Annotated in this window: 20 protein-coding genes; 11 read left to right on the top strand and 9 right to left on the bottom strand. The window is 71.4% G+C overall.

What is annotated here, in order from left to right:
- Positions 1-25 precede the first annotated feature (25 nt).
- Positions 26-3,991: a Pls/PosA family non-ribosomal peptide synthetase gene (locus AB0D48_RS29790; RefSeq protein ID WP_362403675.1), complete on the bottom strand. Its 3,966-nt coding sequence runs from the start codon at positions 3,989-3,991 to the stop codon at positions 26-28.
- A gap of 212 nt (positions 3,992-4,203) precedes the next feature.
- Here AB0D48_RS29790 and AB0D48_RS29795 point away from each other — a divergent pair, with 212 nt between their 5' ends.
- The gene (locus AB0D48_RS29795; RefSeq protein ID WP_362403677.1) at positions 4,204-4,620 is read left to right on the top strand and encodes a VOC family protein; all 417 of its coding nucleotides are present in this window, start codon (positions 4,204-4,206) and stop codon (positions 4,618-4,620) included.
- Positions 4,621-4,681: 61 nt separating this feature from the next.
- Positions 4,682-4,882, top strand: a complete 201-nt coding sequence (locus tag AB0D48_RS29800) for a DUF5988 family protein (protein WP_362403680.1) — start codon at positions 4,682-4,684, stop codon at positions 4,880-4,882.
- 81 nt (positions 4,883-4,963) lie between these two features.
- Here AB0D48_RS29800 and AB0D48_RS29805 read toward each other — a convergent pair whose 3' ends face one another.
- Both AB0D48_RS29805 and AB0D48_RS29810 read right to left on the bottom strand, forming a co-directional pair.
- A complete protein-coding gene (locus AB0D48_RS29805; RefSeq protein ID WP_362403682.1) occupies positions 4,964-5,647 on the bottom strand; it encodes a DUF6766 family protein in 684 nt (227 codons plus the stop codon).
- Between the two features lie 81 nt (positions 5,648-5,728).
- Positions 5,729-6,130: a hypothetical protein gene (locus AB0D48_RS29810; RefSeq protein WP_362403685.1), complete on the bottom strand. Its 402-nt coding sequence runs from the start codon at positions 6,128-6,130 to the stop codon at positions 5,729-5,731.
- A 278-nt stretch (positions 6,131-6,408) separates the two neighbouring features.
- Between AB0D48_RS29810 and AB0D48_RS29815 the strand changes: the two genes are divergently transcribed.
- From AB0D48_RS29815 to AB0D48_RS29825, 3 genes are all read left to right on the top strand, one after another.
- A complete protein-coding gene (locus AB0D48_RS29815; RefSeq protein ID WP_362403688.1) occupies positions 6,409-7,146 on the top strand; it encodes a VOC family protein in 738 nt (245 codons plus the stop codon).
- Positions 7,147-7,417: 271 nt separating this feature from the next.
- The gene (locus AB0D48_RS29820) at positions 7,418-7,741 is read left to right on the top strand and encodes a hypothetical protein (protein ID WP_362403691.1); all 324 of its coding nucleotides are present in this window, start codon (positions 7,418-7,420) and stop codon (positions 7,739-7,741) included.
- A 73-nt stretch (positions 7,742-7,814) separates the two neighbouring features.
- On the top strand, positions 7,815-8,048 hold the full coding sequence (locus AB0D48_RS29825; protein WP_362403694.1) for a DUF6213 family protein: 234 nt from the start codon (positions 7,815-7,817) through the stop codon (positions 8,046-8,048).
- 51 nt (positions 8,049-8,099) lie between these two features.
- Here AB0D48_RS29825 and AB0D48_RS29830 read toward each other — a convergent pair whose 3' ends face one another.
- The 4 genes from AB0D48_RS29830 to AB0D48_RS29845 all read right to left on the bottom strand — a co-directional run bounded on the left by AB0D48_RS29830 (position 8,100) and on the right by AB0D48_RS29845 (position 12,096).
- Entirely contained in the window at positions 8,100-8,588 is a 489-nt protein-coding gene (locus tag AB0D48_RS29830) for a hypothetical protein (protein ID WP_362403697.1), read from the bottom strand.
- A gap of 301 nt (positions 8,589-8,889) precedes the next feature.
- Positions 8,890-9,639 (bottom strand): IclR family transcriptional regulator C-terminal domain-containing protein, encoded by a 750-nt coding sequence (locus AB0D48_RS29835; RefSeq protein WP_362403746.1) that lies wholly within the window; start codon positions 9,637-9,639, stop codon positions 8,890-8,892.
- A gap of 941 nt (positions 9,640-10,580) precedes the next feature.
- The gene (locus tag AB0D48_RS29840; RefSeq protein WP_362403700.1) at positions 10,581-11,159 is read right to left on the bottom strand and encodes a sigma-70 family RNA polymerase sigma factor; all 579 of its coding nucleotides are present in this window, start codon (positions 11,157-11,159) and stop codon (positions 10,581-10,583) included.
- Positions 11,160-11,523: 364 nt separating this feature from the next.
- Complete coding sequence (locus AB0D48_RS29845) at positions 11,524-12,096, bottom strand: putative glycolipid-binding domain-containing protein (protein WP_362403703.1); 573 nt, start codon at positions 12,094-12,096, stop codon at positions 11,524-11,526.
- A gap of 96 nt (positions 12,097-12,192) precedes the next feature.
- Between AB0D48_RS29845 and AB0D48_RS29850 the strand changes: the two genes are divergently transcribed.
- The 3 genes from AB0D48_RS29850 to AB0D48_RS29860 all read left to right on the top strand — a co-directional run bounded on the left by AB0D48_RS29850 (position 12,193) and on the right by AB0D48_RS29860 (position 15,631).
- A complete protein-coding gene (locus tag AB0D48_RS29850) occupies positions 12,193-12,474 on the top strand; it encodes a hypothetical protein (RefSeq protein ID WP_362403705.1) in 282 nt (93 codons plus the stop codon).
- A gap of 86 nt (positions 12,475-12,560) precedes the next feature.
- On the top strand, positions 12,561-14,171 hold the full coding sequence (locus tag AB0D48_RS29855; RefSeq protein ID WP_362403708.1) for a N,N-dimethylformamidase beta subunit family domain-containing protein: 1,611 nt from the start codon (positions 12,561-12,563) through the stop codon (positions 14,169-14,171).
- A gap of 71 nt (positions 14,172-14,242) precedes the next feature.
- Positions 14,243-15,631, top strand: coding sequence for an LCP family protein (locus AB0D48_RS29860; protein WP_362403711.1), 1,389 nt, complete (start codon positions 14,243-14,245; stop codon positions 15,629-15,631).
- Here AB0D48_RS29860 and AB0D48_RS29865 read toward each other — a convergent pair.
- A complete protein-coding gene (locus AB0D48_RS29865) occupies positions 15,598-15,783 on the bottom strand; it encodes a hypothetical protein (RefSeq protein ID WP_362403749.1) in 186 nt (61 codons plus the stop codon). The two genes, AB0D48_RS29860 and AB0D48_RS29865, sit on opposite strands and share 34 nt — an antisense overlap.
- Positions 15,784-15,914: 131 nt before the next feature.
- On the bottom strand, positions 15,915-16,322 hold the full coding sequence (locus AB0D48_RS29870) for a hypothetical protein (protein WP_362403714.1): 408 nt from the start codon (positions 16,320-16,322) through the stop codon (positions 15,915-15,917).
- Between the two features lie 627 nt (positions 16,323-16,949).
- Here AB0D48_RS29870 and AB0D48_RS29875 point away from each other — a divergent pair.
- From AB0D48_RS29875 to AB0D48_RS29885, 3 genes are all read left to right on the top strand, one after another.
- Positions 16,950-17,987, top strand: coding sequence for a terpene synthase family protein (locus AB0D48_RS29875; RefSeq protein ID WP_362403717.1), 1,038 nt, complete (start codon positions 16,950-16,952; stop codon positions 17,985-17,987).
- A 14-nt stretch (positions 17,988-18,001) separates the two neighbouring features.
- Complete coding sequence (locus tag AB0D48_RS29880) at positions 18,002-19,354, top strand: cytochrome P450 (RefSeq protein ID WP_362403720.1); 1,353 nt, start codon at positions 18,002-18,004, stop codon at positions 19,352-19,354.
- A gap of 278 nt (positions 19,355-19,632) precedes the next feature.
- On the top strand, positions 19,633-22,449 hold the full coding sequence (locus AB0D48_RS29885; RefSeq protein WP_362403723.1) for an AAA family ATPase: 2,817 nt from the start codon (positions 19,633-19,635) through the stop codon (positions 22,447-22,449).
- Positions 22,450-22,495: the final 46 nt, after the last annotated feature.

Below are 22,495 nucleotides of genomic sequence, written 5' to 3' on the forward strand. Positions count from 1 at the left end.
TGTTGCCGAGGACGGGCAAGCCCTTTCAGGTCCGCCAGGCCTCGATCGGATTGCCCAGCCAGCGGGTGTCGGCGGGGACGGATTCCCCGGCCATCACGAGGGAGGCGGGACCGAGTGTGCTGCGGGCCCCGACCGTACTCCCGGGCAGGACGATTCCGCCCGGGCCCAGGGTGGCGCCCTCGCGCAGGACCACAGTATCCGTCCTCAAGATCCGGTCATGGAAGAGGTGTGTCTGCAGTACACAGCCGCGGTTCACGCTGACCGCGTCGCCCAGCACCACCAGGTCCGTCTCGGGCAGCCAGTAGCTCTCGCACCACACGCCCCGGCCGATCCGGGCCCCGAGCCCGCGCAGCCACAGGGCCAGCAGCGGCGTACCGGGCACCGATCCGACCAGCCACGGCACGGCCAGTACTTCGACGAACGTGTCGGCCAGCTCGTTGCGCCACACGAAGCCGCTCCACAACGGGTGCTCCCCCACCCGGTGCCGGCCCACCAGCAGCCATTTCGCGGCCACCGCGACCGCGCAGGCGGCAGCCCCGGCGGCGAGCAGGACCGCCCCGGAGAGCAGTGCGGCCCCCCGGATCCCCAGACCGCTCGTCGTGATCAGTGCGCAGAGCGCCGCCACGGTCATTACGGCCAGGGCGGCCGAGCAGAACACCGGGACGAGCCGGCACAGCTCCACCAGCCCGCGCGCCCACAGCAGCCGCGCGGGCGGATCGTACGTCCGGCTCTGGTCGTGGGCCGCGGCGGAGCGCGGCAGCCGGACCGGTGGCAGCCCCAGGTACGAGCTGCCCTTCTTGGCCTTCTTCGGGGTGGCGGACAGCACGCCGACGAGCCCGTCGTCCGGCACGTTGCGGCCCGGCGCGGTCATTCCGGAGTTGCCGAGGAACGCCCGGCGCCCGATCTCGGAGTGTCCGATCCGCATCCATCCGCCGCCCAGTTCGTAGGGGGCGGTCAGGGTGTCGTCGGCGAGGAACGCGCCCTCGCCCACGGTGGTGAGGCTCGGCAGTGCGAGCACGGTGGAGACCTCCGCGCCGCGGCCGATCTTCATGCCGAGCAGCCGCAGCCACACCGGTGTGATCAGCCCCGCGTACAGCGGGAAGAGCGTCCCCCGCGACAGGTCCATCAGCTGCGTGACCGTCCAGGCCTGCCAGCCGACCCGGCTGTGCGTCGGATGGTTCCCCGTACGCAGTCCGAGACTGAGCAGACGTACCGAGATCAGCAGGAGCAGCGCGTACGCGAACCCGAAGGCGAGCGCCCCGGGCACCACGGCGAGCAGGGCCCCGCGCAGCGCCCGGCCGAGCCCGGCGTCGGCGGGCACGAACCGGCTCACGACGAGCAGGGCGGGCACGGTGGCGAGCACGGGCAGAGCAGTGAGGCCGAAGCCGGTCGCTCCGTACATGGCGCGCCAGTGGACGGCACGCGGCGGGCGCTCCTTGGGCCAGTTGCGCTTGGCCTTGCCGAGCTTGCCGGCGGGCGCCCCGGCCCAGCGCTGGCCGGTCGGAACCTGTCCGACCACGGCGGAGCCGGGGGCCACTTCCGCCCGCTTGCCGACCCGTGCGCCGGGGAAGAGGATGCTGCGGGTGCCGACCACCGCGCCCGCACCGACCTTGACCGGGCCGATTTCGAGCCGGTCGCCGTCCAGCCAGTACCCGGAGAGGTCCACCTCGGTCTCCACGGCGCAGCCGCGGCCGAGCTTGAGCATGCCCGTGACCGGGGGCAACGAGTGCAGGTCCGCCTCGGGGCCGATCCTGGCGCCGAGGGCCCGTGCGTAGCGTTCCAGCCAGGATCCGGTGAGTGAGGTCGCACCGGCGCACTCGGCCAGGCGCTCGGCCGTCCACAGCCGCAGGTGCACGCTTCCGCCGCGCGGGTGGCGTCCTGCCTTCACCCCGCGCAGCAGCAGGCGGGCGCCTCCGGCCGCCAGGGCGAGGCGGCCCGGCGGGCTGAAGAGCAGCGCCGCGCCTGCGCCGACGAGCCACCAGGAGGCGGTCGGCGCCCACGGATGGGGCCCGAACCAGTGCAGTACGTTGCCCAGGGCCAGCAGCGCCACGGTCCAGCGCAGGCCGACGAGGGTGAAGAGCGGGAGCAGCAGGAGCGACTGGATCACCTTGGTCCGGAGCGGAACCGGCGTGACGGTCCGGGCCTCGCCGTCGTCCTGTACGGACTTCTCCAGGCGTCGGGCCAGCTTGCGCAGGGTGGGCTGCTGGTAGATGTCAAGTACGGCCGCGCTCGGGTAGCGGGTGCGCAGGCGGGTGGTGAGCTGGGCGGCGGCGAGGCTGTTGCCGCCGATCGCGAAGAAGTCGTCGGCTGCGCCGGCGACGGTCACGCCGAGGGTCTCGCTCCACTGCTCGGCGAGCCAGGCCTCGGTGCCGTACAGCTGCTCGGCGGGGCCGGTGGTCTCCAGTCCGGGCAGGGGCCAGGGCAGCGCGTCCCGGTCCACCTTGCCGGAGGTGCGGGTGGGCAGCTCGTCGACCGGTGCGAGCAGCGGTACGAGGGCCGCGGGCAGCTCGGCGCGCAGCCGCTCCACGGCCGCAGCGCGGTCCCAGCCCTCCTGGGCGACCAGGTAGCCGACGAGCAGTTGGTTGCCGCTGCGTGCCGTGCGTACGGCGGCGGCCGCGCCGGCGACGCCGGGCAGGGCCTGCAGCGCGGCGTCCACCTCGCCCAGCTCGATCCGGCGGCCGCCGAGCTTGATCTGCTCGTCGCCCCGGCCGAGGAAGACCAGCCCCTCCGGTTCCGCGCGGACGAGGTCACCGCTGCGGTAGGCGCGCTCCCAGCCGAGTGATTCCAGCGGGGCGTACTTCTCGGCGTCCATCGCGGGGTCGAGGTAGCGGGCCAGGCCGACGCCGCCGATCACGAGCTGGCCGCTGCCGCCCATCGGCACCGGCTCACCGGACTCGTCGACCACGGCCAGTTCCCAGCCGTTCAGCGGCAGGCCGATCCGGACCGGTTCCTCACCGGTCAGGAGCGAGGCGCAGGCGACGACGGTGGCCTCGGTGGGGCCGTACGTGTTCCAGACCTCGCGGCCCTCGGTGACCAGGCGCTGGGTCAGTTCGGGCGGGCAGGCCTCACCGCCGAAGATCAGCAGCCGGACCTCGTTCAGCGCCTCGGGCTCCCAGAGCGCGGCCAGGGTCGGCACCGTGGACACCACGGTGACCTCCTGTTCGACCATCCAGGGGCCGAGGTCGGCGCCGCTGCGCACCTGCGAGCGCGGCACGGGTACCAGGCAGGCGCCGTGGCGCCAGGCCAGCCACATCTCCTCGCAGGAGGCGTCGAAGGCGACGGACAGCCCCGCCATGACCCGGTCGCCGGGTCCGATCGGCTCCTCGGCGAGGAAGAGCGCGGCCTCGGCGTCCACGAAGGCGGCGGCGCTGCGATGACTGACGGCGACGCCCTTGGGCTTGCCGGTGGAGCCGGAGGTGAAGATGATCCAGGCGTCGTGCCCGGGGCCGGGCCGCGCGGCGGACACGGGAACGTCCGCGAGGCCGGTGACGTCGATGCGCCGTCCGGCGCCCAGCACCGCCCGTACGCCGGCCTCGCCGAAGACCAGCTCGGCCCGCTCGTCCGGGTCCTCGGCGTCGACGGGCACGTAGGCGGCTCCCGCGGCGAGCACGGCGAGGATGGTCACGTACAACTCGTTGGTCCCGGACGGCACGCGTACGCCGACCCGGTCGCCGAGCCCCACCCCGGCGGCCGAGAGAGCGCGCCGCCGGCGCTCGACCTCGGCGGCCAGGGCACGGTAGGTCAGCTGCTCGGCGCCGTCGTCGAGGGCGAGTTCGTCGGGGTACGCCTGGACGGAGGCCTCCAGGATGTCGACGAGGGTGCGCGTCGGGGCGGCGGGCCCGGCGGAGAACCGGGCGGATTTGCCCGACTCCTCGGGCGTCTCCGCGTGCGTCCCCTCAGGCGTCTCCTCGTGCGTCTCCTCGTGCGTCTCCTCGTGGGTTGCGCCGTCGTCGAGCAGAGTGAGTTCACCGCGCTCAGGTGTGGCTGACATCGGCCCTCGTGTCTCGTTCCCGGCAGACATCCGGGTCGCCGGGCGGAGCCCGGGTCTGCCCAGGTTGTTCCGGTCCAGCGCCAAACAACCCACCAGTCTAGTGCGCCCTCAAGGATTTTCTCGTTGAAGCCTTGCGCGTGGCTGGGAAGGGACGGTATTGCGCATCACCTACCCTGCGGGAACTGACGTCTCATCACGAAAGGGGAAATGCCATGCCTTCCCGTCTCAACCCGTACATCAGCTTCGACGGTGACGCCCGCCAGGCCTTGGAGTTCTACAAGGGCGTCTTCGGCGGCTCCCTGACGCTGAACACCTACGGTGACTTCGGCGGGAAGGAGGCCGGAGACGCCGGCGACAGGATCATGCACGGCATGCTGGAGTCCGACAGCGGCTTCACCCTCATGGGCGCCGACAACCCGCCGGGAACGCAGCACAACCCCGGGAACAACATCGCGGTGAGCCTGAGCGGGGAGGACGCCGGCGAACTGCGCGGCTACTGGGACAAGCTCTCCACCGGCGGCACGGTCGCGGTCCCGCTGGACAAGCAGATGTGGGGCGATGTCTTCGGCATGTGCATGGACCGCTTCGGCATCACCTGGATGGTCAACATCAGCGAACAGCAGGCCTGAACGGCCGACGCCGACAGGGATTCGACATGCGGGTCCTCCCGCCGGTCGGAAGACTGGAGGCATGGCAGACAAGGCAATGCTTGAGGGCGGCCCGGACGACCTGCGCGAGCGGATCGTCACGGCCCCCGCCCCCGGAGAAGACCTGAAGATCCCGCACCGCGGCGGATACGAGCACTTCAAGCCCACGTCGCGGCACCGGGCCGGCCAGGAGGGCGAGCTGCCCGTGTACGAGTGGTGGGAGCGGACGGAGATCGCCGAGTAGGCCCCCGCAACACCACGGCCCCGCGCACGCCCTCTGCCGCACGGGCATCCCGTACGGCTCCCTCCCCATTCGGAGATGGGGTCACCCTTCGATGCCCGTGGAGGTGTGCGCCGCGCCGACCGGCTTCGATTCGGGTGAGCCCCGCTGGCGCAGGTACACCGCCAGGATCGCCATCGACGCGACGGCGAGGAGTTCGGACTGCCAGTTCTGCAGCGTGCGGTTCCAGAACTCCGCCGACGCCACATAGGCAGGCCACTCCACCGGTTCTTGCAGGTCGCGGAGCTGTTCCTCGTTGAAGGCCACGCGGCCGGTGACGGACTGGGCGAGCCACGACAGGACGAAGATCAGGCACATCACGATGCCGAGCGATCTCGAGTAGAGGGCCTGGCGCAGGCCTCCGGCGGACGCCGACTTCGGCGAGTCCGGCGTGGCCCAGGCTCCGACCTTCTGTTCCTCGTCCGATTCGGTGCCGGCCTTGTCGAGCGATTTGGACTCCGGCGATCCGCGCTGGAGCAGCCACACGGTGCCGACGATGTAGAGGAAGAACTGAAGGAACTCCGACTGCCAGTTCTCGGTGACGTCGACCATGAAGTCGGAGGTGAAGAGGTAGTCGGCGAACGACAGCGGGTGCAGGCTCTCGGCGGTCAGGATCGTGTTGAGCTCGGCGTGCCCGGCGACGGCCTGACCGGCCAGGGTGAGCAGGAAGCCCGTGCCGAAGGCCAGCGTGAGCCCGTTCTCGCGGGCAAACCGTCCGAAGCCGCTCACCGCTGCATCAGCCCCACCGTGAGCGCGTACGCGAGCCCGCCGAACACCACGGTCAGGCAGAGCAGGAACATCGTGCGCACCTCAGTCGCCCTTCAGTTCGCACCGGAAGGGGCGCCCCTGCCTCGGGACGCAGCCCGCGGCGGTGATCCTCCAGCCCTCCGGGAAGAGGGCCAGGAAGACGCTGTCATCCGCGTAGACGACGCGCGCCTGGGAGCCGTAGACCATCGACTCCCGCGCGCGGCCCGTGGCCGGGGTGAGCTTCAGGGACCTCAGGGCGGCCGTGCACGGCGCGTCCTGCTCCAGTTCCTCCCGTGTACCGGGCGCCAGGGCCGCGCACGCCAGCCGGGTGTCGCCGTCCGCGAGGGCGCCCTCGAACGCGGTGGCCGCGGCCTGCGCGGCCCTCGTTCGTTCTCCGGCAGAGGCGCATGCCGATACGCCCAGGCACAAGGAGCCGGACAGCAGGCAGGCAATGATCGGACGCATGGTCCGATCATGGACCGGTGACCGCTGCGGTCGCACCCGGCCGTCCGCGACACGCAGGACGTTGCCCCGGTGAGCGGAAGCCCCGCTGCCGCCGACGGCTCTGCCCGCCCCGCCGATTTGCTCACGCGCACGGGTAAGCGGGCGCCGAGCCTCGCGGCCGGTCGAGCGCGGCGGGGCTACCGTGGAGGAGTCCTGCGCCCTGCGACCTGCGGATGAGGCTGACAGCTGTGTCGACGTCGAGCCATGAAGTCTTTGGTGCACCGTGCTGGGTCAGCCTGATGACTCGGGATCTTGATGCCGCACGGCGGTTCTACGGCGCCGTGCTGGGCTGGGAGTTCCGCAGCACCCGCCTCGGCGAGGGTTTCACGGTTGCGGTGAGCCACGGATCTCCCGTCGCGGGCATGGGCGCACTGGCCAGGAGCCTCAGCGTGCCGGTGGCGTGGACCCCGTACTTCGCTGTCGACGACGCCGATGTCACCGCCGCGCGCATCCGCGAGCGCGGAGCCACCATGGCCGTCGGCCCCCTCGCCTTCGGCACCGGGCGGGCCGCCCTGGCCGCCGACCCCGCGGGGGCCGTCTTCGGCTTCTGGCAGGGCGAAGTCATCCCGGACTGGGCGGTGGGCCGCGGAAGCGCCCCGGCCTGGCTGGAACTGCGTACGCGCGACGCGTTCGCCGCGGCAATCTTCTACGGCGAGGTCCTCGACTGGGCCGGCGAGCGGCCGGGCTCCTGCACCGTCTCCTACGAGCACGACCACGTCGTGCTGCGGCACGGTCACGACACCGTCGCGCGGATCAGCGGCGGCGCGCTGGAGGAGGACCCGGACCCGCAGGTGCGCCCCCGCTGGCACGTCCACTTCCACGTGCCCGATCTGGAGAGCGCGATGGACGCCGCCACCGCTCTGGGCGGCCGGGCCGCCGGTCCCGTCCGTACGACGAGTTCCGACCGCTCGGTGATCCTCACCGACCCCGAGGGCGCGCTCTTCACCGTGATGAGCCCTCAGCAGCCTTCGGCCTGAGGCCGCTTCCCGCAGTGGACCTCTGGCGCGGCCACCTCTTGGTGGCCCGCCCGGCGGACCACGACCGCGTTCGGCCTCGCCCTGCTGGCCGTGTTCGGACTGTCGTTCGGCACGTTGGTGCAGAGCGGCTACGAGAAGGTCTGGGGTCTTCCCCCGGACCGCTGGTGGGCCAGGTGGCGACGCGTGCTGTGGCTCGCCGTGCTGATCGGCAGCCTGTACCTGGGCCATCTCGCCGCCCTGGCGCGAGTCCCCGGCCCGCGGTGTCGTCACCGTGCTGATCGGCACCCTGTTCTTCTGGTGGTCACAGCGGCTGCTGCTGGGCAGCCGGATCGCGTGGACGGCCCTGCTCCCGGGCGCGGCGGCCACCATGCTGGGGCTCCTCGGGCTCAGGGTCTTCTCCCAGCTCGTCTTCTCACCGCTGATCGCGTCCAACGCCGTCACCTACGGCCCCTTCGGGACCGTCCTCGTCATCCAGTCATGGCTGCTCGGTGTCGCGTCGTGGTGTTCGGCGGCGCTCTCGCGGGCAGACTGCTCCACGATGAGCTACCCCGCCTGGGCGGCCGGAGGAAGACCGGTCGCTGAGGCCCGGTCCTGATCCCGACCGGAATCAGCTGGTCACGGACCTGGTCGGGACGGTTGTCGCTACTTCGTCGCCGGGAGGCGGTCCCATGATCCAAGTGTCCATACCGCTGGTCCCCGCCGCCGACGGCCTGCTGCTGATACCCGCCGACCATGTCACCGAGCTGCTGCGCCGCCTCGCGGCCGACTGGACGCGGTCCACCGACTCCGGAGAGATGCGCGGCGATGCACAGACAGTGCTCGATCTGGCCGGGGTGCTGGACCAGCTCGCGGACCAGATCGACGTCGAATGCATCGGGCTCGCATCCGCCCCGCCCCAGTGACGCGCCGGTGGACGGGGCGGGGCAGGCGGTCCGTGCGTGCCGGGAGCGCCGTCAGTACACGAGCTTGTACGTGACGTCCTTCGCGACCGGAGACGGCGCGGTGTCGGTGTAGACGAGCCGGATCGTGGTGAAGCGCTGGACGCCGGGGCGATCGGGCCAGGGCTCCGGCTTGCTCAGGGTCACCGTCACCGGGTAGGGGCGGAAGCGGCCTGCGGCGCAGTAGGGGCGGCAGTCGTTCACCATGTCGGTACCGGTGGCCGTCGCGCTCCGCGGTCCCCAGGTGTCCCAGCGCAGCCCGACGAGGCGGTTGTTGCCGTCCCCGCAGGCCAGCAGGTATTCGTCGGGGCGTACCTGGGCCTTCGAGAAGCAGTCGGCGACCACCACTGTTCCCGGCGCCGGGGTCGGGGCGGGTACGGCCCCCGGCTGCGCGGTGGCCGGAACGGCGGCCGCCACGAGGGCTGCCGCCGCGCAGAGCAAAGTGGCCGTCCGCACTCTCGAGCGGGGTGCGCGGGCGAGCCGGCCGTCTCCTGAAGCCTTCACGAGACCCTCCTCGCTTGCCTGTCACCGTCCACGCTGCGGCCATGCCCAGCTTCCCCCATTCGAGCGGACCGCGCACCCGCTGGAGCGGGTGCGACCCTGCCGTCCGTGTCAGAACATGCCCGGATCACCTGCAGGCGGGCGTACGCCCGAGGGAACGGCGGACGGGCCCGTCGCGCGTGCGCTGCGGGTCCGTCCTTCAGATGGCCGGCCCTAGGTGTGTTGTCAGAGTCCCGTCCGGCTGGCGGGGCCCGGCACGCACGCCCCGCCCTCCGGGCGGCCCACGCTACTGTGACGACACTCCCTAGACGGTCGTGGTCAGGACGCCGCTTCCCGGCCCGCTCGACGCGCTGCCCGCCACGACGAGGGCGAGCAGCACGGCGGCGGCCTCGCTCTGCAGGATCCGGGCTGCCTGCTGCAGCCGGTACGGGTCCGGGGCCGGGATCGACAGGGCGAGGCACTCTGCGTTCGGGCCCGCGGTGATGGGGACCGCGGCACACACCGTGCCCAGCGCGTACTCCTGCAGGTCCAGCAGGGGTTCGTTCGGCTCGCGTGCGTCGAGCTGGTGGAAGAGCGCCCGATGGCTGGTCAGGGTGTGGGAGGTGAAGCGGACGGCCCCGTGCCGGGACAGGTGGTCTCTCCGGCCGTCGTAGTCGAGCTGCGTCAGCAACGCCTTCCCGACGGCGGAGGCATGGGCCGCCGCCCGGAAGTCCACCCATTCCTCCACCAGCGGTGTGGCCGGGCCGTCGGCGTACTGGGTGATGGAGACCTCCCCGTCGGTGTACCGGGCCACGTAGACCGCGGCGCCGACGGCGTCCCTCACCCAGGCGAGGGCCTCGTGCAGCTGACCGCGCCCGTCCGCTTTCACCGCGCCGGTCAGCACCAGGGCCGTACCCGCCACATAGGCGCCCGGTCCGATCGCGGTGGCCAGGTTCGCCCTGTTCAACTGCTCCATCACCCGGGCCAGCACCAGCTGGGGCAGTTTCGTCTCACGGGCGATCTGCGCCAGGCTCACGCCTCCCGAGTGGCGGTTGATGATCTCCAGGACGCGCAAGGCCTGGTGAACGGATGCGAGCGCCGCAGGGGCGGGCTGTCCCTCCGGGGACCTGCGTGCCGCCTGGGTGAGACGGGGCGGCTTGAGTGCCCCGGGCGCCCACGCGTTCGCCTCGTCGGTCAGGTGCAGCGGATTGAGCCGGGCGTGCTGGGCGACGGCGACCGCGACCTGGGGGCCCGGGTAGAAGACCTCGCCCAGGTCCGGGTCCGCCGAGTACAGCCGCGCGGTGACGGCTCCCCGCAGAAGTGCGGGAAGCCGGTAGCCCGTGCGCCCGCAGTATCCGGGACCGCCCGCGAGGGTGGTGAGGTCCTGGGTGGTGATGGGTGGGGAGCTCCAGATGACGGAGGCTCCGAGCGCGGCCTCCAGGTCGTCGGGGATCTCGGGCAGTGCGGACAGGCCGTCGTCCGGGGGCAGCAGCGCGGCCTGGCGCTTCCAGTGGCGTGCGGTGGCGACCTCGGCGCGGGCGAGGTGGTGGAGGTAGAGGCATTTGGCGCCGGTCCGCGAGTCGGCTCCGGCCGCGTACTGGAACCAGAACTGCGCGCCCTCCGTCTTCCCGGCCAGGTGCAGGAGGCTGCCGAAGAGCAGCGCCGATTCCCCGCTGTGGGGCCAGGATCCGGCGGCCAGGGCCAGCTGGGCGAAGCCCCTGTTCTCCACGAGGTGGCGGGTCAGGTCCTCCAGGCTCCTGGCGGCCCGCACATGGCAGGCCGCGTCAAGCACCAGATGATCGGCCGGCGACGCCGGCGCTCCCTGTGCGGGCAACGGCACGGCACCCCTCGCCGGGGCCTTCGCCTGGCGGGCGCGGTCGGCCACGACGCGGCGTGCGATCCGGCGGCGGGCGGCGTACTCGTCGTACCCGGCGTACTCCTCCGCCAGCACCACCGCGTTCTCCAGGGCCGCGTCCAGTTCGCACAGCTCCGTGTCGCGGTCGCGTGTCATGTCGCTCACTGGGCCTTCTCCTCTCCCGGGATCCAGTCCACCCCGAGCTTGCGGGACAGGGTTCGGCGTGCGCCGCGGATGTGCGAGCGGACCGTCGCGGGGGCGATCCCCATCATCCGCGCGACCGCGTCGCACTCGTTGCCCAGCAGGAAGGCCAGCAGCACCACGTCGTAGTGCCGCTCCGGCAGGTCCGCGATCGCCGCGTACAGGCCGAGCTTGGACTCCAGCAGCTCCAGCCGCTCCCGGGAGGAACGGCGCAGTGCCGCGAACCATGCCGTTTCCACCATCGCCACCGGCCGGTTCAGGGCAGCCATCCGCCGCTCGACGTGCTCCCGCAGTGCCGCCCAGGCGAAGGCGTGCAGGCTCGCCTCCTGCAGGGCGTGCGGCCACACCTTGAGCAGGAAGGTGAAGACGTCGTCGACGACGTCTTCGGCGTCCTTGCGGCCGCCCAGCTGCAGATGGGCATAGCGCAGGTAGGCACGGTGCTGCTGGGAGTGGAAGGCGGTGAAGTCCACCGGCAGGACTCCCGCCAGCTCGCTGGAGACCGCCCGGTCTCCCGATGGGTCGAACTCGCCCTCACTCATGCACTCCTCCACGGCTGACATCAACGGCTAACACGCGCAACGCGGTGGCGGCTATGAGCACGAGGGCGGTGATCTCGGCAAGATTCACGTGGGCGTAAACCCTTCAGGTGGCGTGTGCGAAACGGGCGTGCCCGGCCCCGGAAACGCGGCTGTGGTGGAGCATCGAGCGCCCCTACGGACCACCCCATCGGAAATGGCGTCCGATCGTGCACGCCGGTGTCCGGAATTTTTCTGGAACTGGCGCATCCGCTTGTTCGCGCGCCCCTCACGCCCGCGCGCGCCTCCTCGCGAACGCGTCCGACGCCTGGCGGAGGCAGGGCGTCACCACGCGGACGCGCAACGAACGCGGGCGCGGACGCGGGCGTCAGCGGGTGAGTGCGGTCGCCAAGAGCGGGTAGTCCAGCACCAGTCCGTCGTCGTCGAACTCGACGTCGCTGCGGAAGTCGCCGGACCCGTAGCGGATGCGCGCGCCGTGCTCGGTGCGGGCGAGGTGCGTGTACGTCTGCCGGTTCGCGCTGACTTCGAGGCCTGGGACGGAGACCCAGGCCATCAGGAAGTGGTGCGGGGCCGTCCCCGGCTGCCGGTGCAGGCCGTGACGGAGTACGGGCATGGTGTTGGTCAGTGGGCACAGGCCCAGGTCGCAGTCCATAGCGCCGTCGAGATCGGGCCGGTACTCACCGTCGGCCGTCCAACGGCCCGCTCCGTTGCGCAGGTCCAGCGTCCTGGTCGATGCCGCCGTCTCGACCGTGACGTGCAGGCGCGAGGTCACGTACGCGTCGTGGGTTTCCAGCGAGTACGTCACCCAGTACGGCTCGGGGACCAGACCCACGGCCCGCCCGCGCGCGCTGAGACGGCGGCCGGTGAGGCCGAGCCACGCCGTCGAGTACCCCCTGTCGGGAAGGACCGCCCACGTGCGCACGAGGTGACGGGTACTCATACGGGCGAGCGTACGCCGCGGCGGCGTGCAGGTGACGAGGCGCGCGGGGCGCGCCGCAACCGGTACCGGACCGGTCGGAGAAGCGATGATGGGTGCATGAACGAACACCGGTTCCCCTTCGACGACGGCAACGCGACGTCCACTCCCGGCGAGCCGCGGCGACCCGTCCACCGCCACCGCCTCCGCCTAGAGAACGTCCCGGGCGAGGGCTGGACCGGTCCTGAGGGCGACACCCTGAGCGCCGCTTCGGATCTCACCATCGTCACGTGCGCGTGCGGCTTCGAAACCGAGGCGATCGCCGGCGACGACGCGCGGCTCCTGTACGAGGAGCACCGCAACCTGATCCGCGACGAGATCACCGCCGGGGGCCGGCCCTGACCGGCCTGGCGTGGCGTGCGGGGCGGCGGCAGGGGGCCGGGTTAGAACAGGTACGGAACGGCTCCCGGCACAGGTGAGGTGATGTGGTGGCGCCGCAAGCGGATGCCGCGCCCGGTGCCGGGGGTCACGGGACGGACCCCGGGCGTCGACGGATCCTGACGTTCGCCGCCGCCACGCTCGCCTCGTCGCAGTCGTGGCTGGCCACGGCTGCGAGGGCCACCACGGCTTCGGCGCCGTCGGCCGGAGCCGTCGCCCAGGCGTCCGTGCTCGACGTACCGGCCGAGAACGCGCTCCCCGGGGCCGGTGACTGGCGGATCACCCGGGCCGGCAAGGCGCGGGCCCTCGAGGGTTTCGCCGACCGGTCCAGTGTGTGCTCCGGCGAGTCGTTCGCCCTGCGCGTGTCGACGACCTCCGCCTCCTACACCGTGTCGGCCTACCGGATGGGCTGGTACGGCGGGGCAAGGGCCCGTCTGGTCTGGCGCTCGGCGCTCCTGCCGGGTGTGCGCCAGCCGCCGGCCCGGCTCGATCCGGTGACGCGGATGGCTCGCGCCGAGTGGCGGCAGACCGCGGAGGTGAACACCTCGGGCTGGCCCGAGGGCAGTTATCTGCTGCGGCTGGACAGCGGCGACGGGCAGGCGCAGCGGTTCGTACCCGTCACCGTCCGTTCTCCGTCGGCGGCCGGCCGCATGGTGGTGGTGAACGCGGTCGCCACGTGGCAGGCGTACAACCGGTGGGGCGGAGCCGACCTCTACCGGGGGACGAACGGGAAGACGGGGTCACGCTCCCTTCAGGTCTGCTTCGACCGCCCCTACGCCAACAGGAAGGGCGCCGGTCAGTTCCTCGTCTTCGAGGCCCCCCTGATCGCGCTGGCCGAACGGATGGGCCTGCCGCTGGCCTACGCCACCGGAGTGGACGTGGCCCGTGAACCGGAACTCCTGTGCGGGGCCGTCGCCCTGCTGTCTCCCGGGCATGACGAGTACTGGAGCCCCGAGCAGCGCCGGAACGTGACCCGGGCGCGCGACGCGGGCATGAATCTGGCCGTGTTCGGTGCCAACTGCTGCTACCGGCGGGTGCGCTTCGAGGCCTCCCCCGTGGGAGCGGACCGGATCGTGGTCTGCTACAAGAAGGACTACGCCGCGGACCCGGGCTTCCGGCGCGGAGAGCCCGCGACGAACGACTTCCGGCGCGAGCCCGCTCCCGATCCGGAGAGTTCCCTGCTCGGCGTGATGTACGACGGCTATCCGGTGGACGCGCCGTACGTGGTGTCCCACCCGCACCATTGGCTTCTGACGGGCTCCGGGGCGCGGTTGGGTGATTCGTTCCCCAACCTGGTGGGGATCGAGTTCGACCGGGTCAACCCGGTCCACCCCACCCCGCGGCCGGCCGAGATCCTCGCGCACTCCCCCGTGGTGTGCAAAGGCCGCGCTTCGTACGCGGATACCGCGTACCTCTCGCTGCCGGGCGGAGCGGGCGTCTTCGCGACGGGCACCATGCGTTGGGTCGAGGCCCTGGAAGCCGGAGCCGATGGCGCGGGCAAGGCGAGTCACGGCCTGGACGCGAGGGCGGGGACGTTCACCCGTGCGGTCACGGCGAACGTTCTGCGGGCGTTCGCACAGGGGCCGGCGGGGCGGGCACGGCCGGCCCGCGACAACGTCGCCGTCCACTACGGCAAGGGCGTGGCCGCTCCCGGCGCGTAGCGCTGTGGCTGATACATCGACCCGCTATCGTCCCGTTTCGTCGTGGTTTCTGCCGATTTCAGGGGTGTGCGTTGCGTCGTCTCACTGTTGCTCTCGCCCTGCTGGTCACCCTCGGATCCGGCTCGTTCCTGGGGTCGCAGGCCGTGTCGGCCGGCCGCGCAGCTCCGGCCCACGGCGGGGGTACGAACATCCTGGTCGTCGGCATCGACAGCCGCGCCGGCCTCTCCGCCGCCGAGAAGCGAAGGCTCCACGTGGGCGGCAAGGGGTGCAACTGCACCGATGTGATGATGCTCGTGCACCTGTCCCGGGACCAGCGGCGCGCGAGCGTGGTCTCCATCCCGCGCGACTCCTACGTCGAGTACGCCGAGACCGCGGGGACCTCCGGCTCCACCGGCGACGCCAGCCCTCCCCGCCTGGGCAAGATCAACGGCGCGTACGCGCTCGGCGGCGGCCCGCTGACGGTGCGCACCGTGGAGAAGGCCACCGGTCTGCGCATCGATCACTACCTGGAGACCGGTTTCACCGGCTTCGAGCAGGCCGTCGACAACCTCGGCGGGGCGACCGTGTGCACGGACCGGCCCCTCAAGGACGAGAACTCCGGTCTCGACATCGGCGCCGGCGTCCACCACACGGACGGCAACAGCACGCTGCGCTACGTCCGGGCCCGGCACGTCAATCTGCGGCCCGGGGACCTCGGCCGCGTCCGGCGCCAGCAGCGCGTGGTCACCGACCTGCTGGCCCGCCTCACCGCGGAGGGCGCACTGGACGGCCCCGTGAACACGGCGCGCACGGCACGGGCCCTGCTGAAGTCCGTACGCACCGACGAGGACACGGACCTGCAGGACCTCGTCCGTATCGGCTGGGCGCTCGGCCGTCTGCGTGCGGACCGTACCGAGTTCGCGACCGTCCCGATCCGGCTCTTCGACCACCGCGTACCCGGTGTGGGCTCCACGCTGGTGTGGGACGAGCCGCGATCCGCGGCGCTGTGGGAGGCCCTGGGCGCGGACCGCCCCATCACCGGTGACACCCGCATCCAGCCCGTCCCGGAAACCCCCGCCGCGACCAACCCCACCGGGATCGCGGTCCGCGTGGACGACGCCGCGGTGGCCGCGGCCCTGCACGGCAGCGGGTTCGTCGTCACGGACACCTCGAAGGCCGCGCCGGCGGTACGCCCGGCCGGGCCGCCCGTCATCAGCTACCCGGCCGGCCGGGAGGAGGACGCCGCCACGCTAGCGGCCGCCCTGCCCGGCTCCCGCCTGCGAGCCGTCCCGGAGGGCGACAAGTTCTTCGACGTCACGGTCGGCGCCCAACCCGTCGAGGTCAAGACCGTCACCTACGACCGCAACATCGTCGACGGCGCCCCCGTCACCGCCGACCGTCTGCGCTGCGCCGGCACACCGGCCCGGCCGGCGCCCGCTCTCGGATCTCAGACGGGGTCAGTGGCGAAGAGCTCCATGTGACCGCACCGCTGACAGCGGTATGCCTCTATCCGACGGCGCGGCTTCCCCAGCCTCTTCGCCCCGCCGAACAGGCCGCGCTCCAACGGCCCGGCGATCCACCGCGCATAGCCGCGAGCCCCCTCACCGCTGTCCTCCACGAATCCCGGCTCCAGCCCGACGGCACCGCAGTACGTACACTTCCGTCGCTCACCGTACGAGTGTACGAGTGCCCGGTACGAGTGCCCGGGCTGCCCGTCCCAGGCATGTGTCCGGATGGACATGGAGCCCCCGGCCGCCGGGGAAGTCAGGACGCCGAGGAGTCGTCGGCGCGGACGATGACCTCCAGTTGCTCCTCGATCCGGATCCGTTCGGTCTCGCGCGCCCGGTGGGGGTGGTCGTTCTCCACGACGGCCCAGCCGCGGGCGCCGTCGGGGGCGGCGAGCTCGACCAGGCGGTGGTCGAGGTGACCCGTGATCATCACTGCCATCAAGGACAGGTACTCGCGTTGCAGGTCGGGGGCGAGTTCGCCCTCTCCGGGGACCTCCAGCACGGGCTGGTGGCCGTCCCCGAGCAACGCGCAGGTGACCTGGACCGCGCGGATGAGCGCTTCGAACCGTTCCCCGTTCAGGCGCGCCCGCAGGGCCTCCAGGTAGGGGCCCAGGACATCAGCCCCGCAGTCGTCGCCCGGGCGCGCCGGATCGCTCTCGCGCATGCTCCCACCCCTGCCCGGACGGCCGTGTCCACTCGCAGTGTAGGCAGCGCCCGGTAGCGCCACGGCGCTCTTCGGCCACCCGCCCGCCCTTCCGCGCACCCGGTCGTTTCGATGCCGTGCACCCCATCCCCGGTGCGAACAGCGGTGTCCTCCGCGTGGGTTCGTACCGGGGGCCGGGCAACACCGCCCGAGTGCACCGTCCCTGGCGTGCGCACCAGTGGCCGGAAGGGGGCTACGGCCAGTCGGTGGCCCGCGGCTTCAGCCCCAACCGCCCCTCTGGGCAAGGCCCGGCACCCGACGACACCCGTCCGAACGGCCCGCACGAGGCCCGACTATGCCGTCCGCATATTCTGAGCGAATACACTTTCGGAACTTTCCGGATTAGTTCAGCGCCTCATCCCGCCCTACATTGACAGTGCGCTGCGCCCTGAGAGTTAATTACTTCACGGGTGGCCTGATGTGGTCGCGCCTCGGCGGAATCTGGTCGCTCCACGACCGGTTCATTCCGAGAGCCGCAGCGTGCCGCCGGGACGTAGCCGCAGCAGAGGGGTGTGTGACAAGTCGTCGCGACAATCGCGATTGCGAATTGAGCGGGTATTGACGAAGCAGGCTATTTACGGGGGATCAATGACCCAGCTCAACTCTTTCCCTGTTCCCGATTTTCACCTTCCGTTCGGGAACTCCAAGCATCCTCAGGCCGCACGGGCCAACGCCGAGGCCACCGCGTGGGTGGTCCGCCACGAACTCGTCACCGACGCCGTCGAGGAGTTCGCGGGGATCGGATTCGGCCACCTCGCGGGCCGGGTGAGCGGTGACGTGCCGTACGAGAGGATCGTCCTGCTCGCCGAGTGGATGGCCTGGTCGTTCGTCCTGGACGACCAGCACGACCACCTCATCAGGACCGGTGAGCTGGCGGCCTGGGAACCCGTAGCAGTCGCGATCACCGAGTATCTGGAGACGGGGAAGGCCGACAGGACGTCGTCCCGTGTGAGTCCGCTGGTGACCGGTTTCATCGACCTGTGCGACCGCATCCTCGCCGGGATGTCCGAGGGGACTGCGGCTCGGTACCGGTACCACGTCCCGCTCATACTGCGCTCCTTGGACCAGGAGGCCTGCAACCGCCGGGCCGGAGGGCCTCCGGCGATCCAGGACTACATCCTCATGCGCCGGCACAGCTCCCAACTGCTGCCGATGATGGACATGGTGGAGGCCGGCCTGGGGCTGGACCTGCCGCAACGCATCCATGACCTCCCCGAGTTCCAGGAGCTCATGGCGAGCGCCGTGGACGTCATCTCGTGGGGGAACGACGTGTTCTCCTTGCCGAAGGAGCACTCCTGCGGTGACAACAACAACCTCGTCTCCCTCATCTCCTCATGGGAGCGGTGCTCGCTTCCCGACGCGGTCCGGGTGGTCGAGGACCGCATCCAGGTCCGCATTGAGGAGTACCTGGCTGGAGAGCAGCGCCTGGTGCAGGCATTGGACGCCCACGGAGAGACGGACCCGTCGGTACGCGCCGCCGTCTCCCGATGCGTGCGGAGCTACGAGGACTGGATGATCGGCGCGGATCTGTGGCAGCGTTACGAGTGCACGCGTTACAGCGACGAACGGTTCGCGGCCGGGCTGGAGTCTGCATACATCCGCCCGGGCCTGGTCTCAGTGGCATGACAGGGAGTCGGTCCATGGAGCATGTGGAGCATCCCGGCTCTGCGGTCCAAGCGCCCGTGGTTCCGGGGCGGTTACCGCTCCTGGGCCACGCGCTGCAATTGTGGCGCCAGCCGATCGCGTTCCTGGAGTCCTTGCGGGACCACGGCGGGATCGTGCGGCTCGACATCGGCACGTGGCCCGTGCACGTCCTCACGGATCCGGACCACGTCCACGCCGTACTGGTCCAGCAGGCGCAGCGGTTCGGCCGGGGCAGGGTCTTCGACAGGCTCCGCCCGATGTTCGGCAACGGGATCGTGACGACCGACGGCGAGTTCCACCGCAAACAGCGCCGCATGATCCAACCGGCCTTTCACCGCAAGCACATCGCCGAGTACACCGAGGTGATGTGCCGGCAGGCGGAGACGATGTCCGCGTCGTGGACGGCGGGCCGTGAAGTCTCGATGCTCACCGAGACGCGCCGGTACGCGCTGTCCTCGGTCGCCGAGATGATCTTCTCGGGGGACCTGAGCCGGCCCGCCGTCGCGGAGGTGCACCGCTCGCTTCCCGTCGTTCTGGAGGGCATGCTGCTGCGTGCGGTCATGCCCAGGTCCCTGGACCGGCTGCCCATTCCGCTCAACCGGCGGTTCGACGCGGCCGCCGCACGCCTGCGCCAGATCATCGACCAGGTGATCGCGCAGTACCGGGACGCGCACGAAGACCGACACGACCTGCTCTCGCTGCTGCTGTCCAGCGTGGACGCCGAGACGGGTGCGACGATGAGCGCCGAGCAGGTACGGGACGAAGCGATCGCCATCATGTTCGCCGGTACGGAGACCCCGGCGACCACCCTGGCCTGGATCTTCCACGAACTAGGCCGTCACCCCGAGGTGGAGAAGCGCCTGCATGCCGAAGTCGACGCGGTGGTGGGCACCCGCCCGGTCCGCCCCGCCGACCTCTGCGAACTGCCGTACACCAACAGCGTGTTCCAGGAAGCGCTGCGCCTGCACTCGCCGCTGCTCTTCACCCGGCGCGCCCTGGTTCCCGTCACACTCGGCGGTGTCTCGATCCCGGCGGGCGCCGAAGTCGCCTACAGCCCCTACGCATTGCACCGGGATCCCGGGCTGTTCCGCGATCCCACGGTTTTCGATCCGGACCGCTGGCAGGAGGACGCGGACGGGCGACCGCATGATCACAGGTACATGCCGTTCGGCGCCGGCCAGCACAAATGCATCGGCGACTCGTTCGCAGTGGCGGAGATCCTGGTCGCAGTGGCGAGCGTGGCCTCCCGGTGGCACTTGGCCCCAGCGCCCGGCATCACGGTGCGTGAAGTTCCCGCGGGCATCCCCCAGCCCAGCGAGCTGCCCATGATTCCCGTCGCGCGCCGTTGATGACGGACTCGACCGGGCCCGGCTCCCCGTCCGGGCGGGTCCTCGCCAACTCCTTAGCACCGCACCGCAATGAAGTCGACCGAGAGTACAGCATTGGCCACGTACGAGTGGCGAGATACCCCAATATCATCTTTACTCAGCAACGTCCCCCCTCCGAGCCATACACTCGGCCGCACGCGCAGGAGGGGGCAGGAATGTCACATGGCACGGAAACGAGGGGATGGGCTTCACAGCCTCCGCTCGAACGGGAGTCCGAAATTCTGGCGATCCACCGCGCGGTGGACGATCTCTGCGGAGCTTCGGACAGCGGTCCGGTCACCCGCCGCGGGGGCGTACTGACCTTCGCGGGGTCGGCCGGCATCGGCAAGACCACGCTGCTCAGTGAGGCCCGTCGGCTCGCCGCCGAACGCGGCTGCACCGTGCTGTTCGCGCGCGGCGGCGAGCAGGAGAAACAGGTGCCGTTCCACGTGATGCGGCAGCTCATACAGCCGACGTTCGCCGCCATGAGCGAGGACGAGCGGCTCGATGTCCTCGGCAACTGGCACAGCATCGTCGCCCCGGCGCTCGGGCTGACCGCCGCCCCGAACGGCCCGACGGCACCCGACCCGCAAGGCGTGCGGGACGGACTGGACTGGGTCGTCACGCATTTGACGGTTCGGAGCGCCCCCGTCGTCCTGGTCCTCGACGACGCGCACTGGGCGGACGCGGAATCCCTGGCGTGGCTGACCGCCTTCGCGGCGCGGGCCGAGGAACTCGCCATGCTGATCATGGTGGCCTGCCGACCGGACGAGATCCCCGCCGGCGCCGCCCCTCTCCGCGCTCTGATGGGGCGCCAGGGGGCACGTCCGCACGAGCTGGCTCCGCTCACCACGAGCGCGGTGGCGCGCATCGTACGCGACGCACTGGGCGAGAACGCCGATGACGCGTTCTGCCGGGAGTGCTGGGCGATCACCGGCGGCAACCCCTTCGAGGTCGTCGAGTTGGCCATGAAGGGTCGCGACCGCGGGCTGAAACCGCACCAGGACAACATCCCCCAGCTGCGCGATCTGGCCTCCGCCGTCAAGGGCAGCGGCCTGATCGACCGCCTCGAACAGCTCGGGCCGTCCACCGTCCGGTTCGCCTGGGCGGCCGCGGTGCTGGGCACCGCGGTCCCGACCGGCATAGTCGGAAGCGTCGCCGCGCTCGGCGAGGCACAGACCTCCGATGCCATCGACCAACTGCGCGCCGCACGCATCCTGACCGTCCTCACCAGCGTGCGCCGCAAAGAGGTCGTGGAGTTCTTCCACCCGCTCATCGCCACGGCCGTGTACCGGTCCATTCCGCCCGGCGTGCGTGTCGCCATGCACGGCATGGCCGCGCAGGCCCTGGTCGACGACGGGCAGGGCCCCGCTGCCGCCGCCCGTCACCTGCTGGAGATGCATCCCGAGGGCGACCCCTGGGTGGTGCAACAGCTGCGCCAGGCAGCACGGGACAGCTTCTCCGCGGGCGCGCCCGATGCCGCACGACGCTATCTGGCCCGGGCGCTGCGCGAACCGCCGGACGTGGAGGACCGGGCCGAAGTGCTGTTCGAACTCGGATCCGCCAACCTCCTGCACGATCCGGCGACCACCATCAACCAGCTCAGGACCGCACTGGAGGAGCCCAAGACCGAACAGAGCCTGCGGGAAGCGATCACGTACCGGCTCGCGCAGGCCCTCGCCCACACGGGCCAGCTGGCGGAGGCCGCCGAGCTGCTCGCCGACGAGGCCCGACGTGCCACGAGTTCCCGTACCCGGCTGCGCATGCAGGCAGAGCAGTTCAAGTGGAACTCGGTCCGGGTGGACGAGGAGAACTCACCGGCCCGGTCCCGGCTCCTCGCCCAGTTCGCCAAGCGGCTGGTCGGCCGCGGTCTGCCCGAGCGGCACATCCTGGGCCTGCGGGCCTGGGACGCCGCCATGCGCGGCGAACCCGCCGCCATCGCGCTGGACTACGCGGAGCAGGCGCTGGACGGGGGCATGAGCTGGACCGACCAGGATTTCGGCTCCGAGGTGCCGGCCTCAGTCGCGGTCACTCTCATGTACTGCGACCAGCCGGGCCGCGCCGAGGAGCTCTTCAACACCGGCATCGTCGAGTTCGAGGCGAAGGGCTGGCGCGGCGCACACCTCTCGTTCGTCTACACCCTGCTGGCCTACGTCCGCTACCGGCGCGGACGCCTCGCCGAGGCCGAGGACCTCGTACGCAACGGCCTGCAGATCGCCGACCGCATCGGACACGGCACCCCCGCGCAGTGGTACGCGATCGGCACCCTCATCGAGACGCTGCTCGCCCGCGGGAACGTCACCGAAGCCAAGCAGGTCGCCCGTACGTACAAACTGGCGGAGGGTTTCCCCAACGCCGTCGTCTACCCCGACCCCCAAGCCGTGTGGGGCAAGCTCCTGCTGGCGCAGGGAAGGATCAAGGAGGCGGAGCAGCACCTCGCCGCGGCGGGCAAGCGCCTCGACCTCCGCGGTACGCGGAACCCCTCGTGGAGTCCGTGGCAGCTCGATCTGGCCCTCGCCCAGGTCACGCACAAGGCCGACCTGGCACGGGCCACGGCGACCGAAGCCGTGGCACGCGCCCGCGCGTTCGGAGCGTCCAGCGTGATCGGTCACGCCCTGCGCGTCTTGGCGGCGGCCACGGAGCCGTCCCAGGCGGTCGGCCTGTTGCAGGAGGCGGTGGACCACCTCGAACAGTCCCCCGCCGCCTGCGAACTCGCCCACGCGCTCGTCGACCACGGCACTGCCCTGCACGCCATCGGTGACCCGCACCAGGCTGCCCAGCAGCTCTACCGGGGCATGGAGGCCGCCGCGGCCTGCGGCGCCGACGCGCTCGCGGGCCGCGCCCGCGCCCAGCTGGTGTCTGCCGGCCTGCGGCCGCGCCGTCTGCACACCTCCGAGCGGGACACCTTGACGGTCGCGGAGCACTCGGCGGCGCGTCACGCCGCGCTCGGCCTGGACAACTCGGCGATCGCCAAGGAGATGCGCACCGACGCCCAAGCCGTCTCGGAGCTGCTGTCCGCGGTCTTCACCAAACTGGGCACCGACCGGCAGGGACTCCGCAGGGCCCTGGGAATCTGACCCACCGACCGCCCCACGCGGGTCGCTGCCAACGCCGCAGCGGCCC

Origin of the sequence: Streptomyces sp. NPDC048269, assembly GCF_040652395.1 — a bacterium.
Taxonomy (GTDB): Bacteria; Actinomycetota; Actinomycetes; order Streptomycetales; family Streptomycetaceae; genus Streptomyces.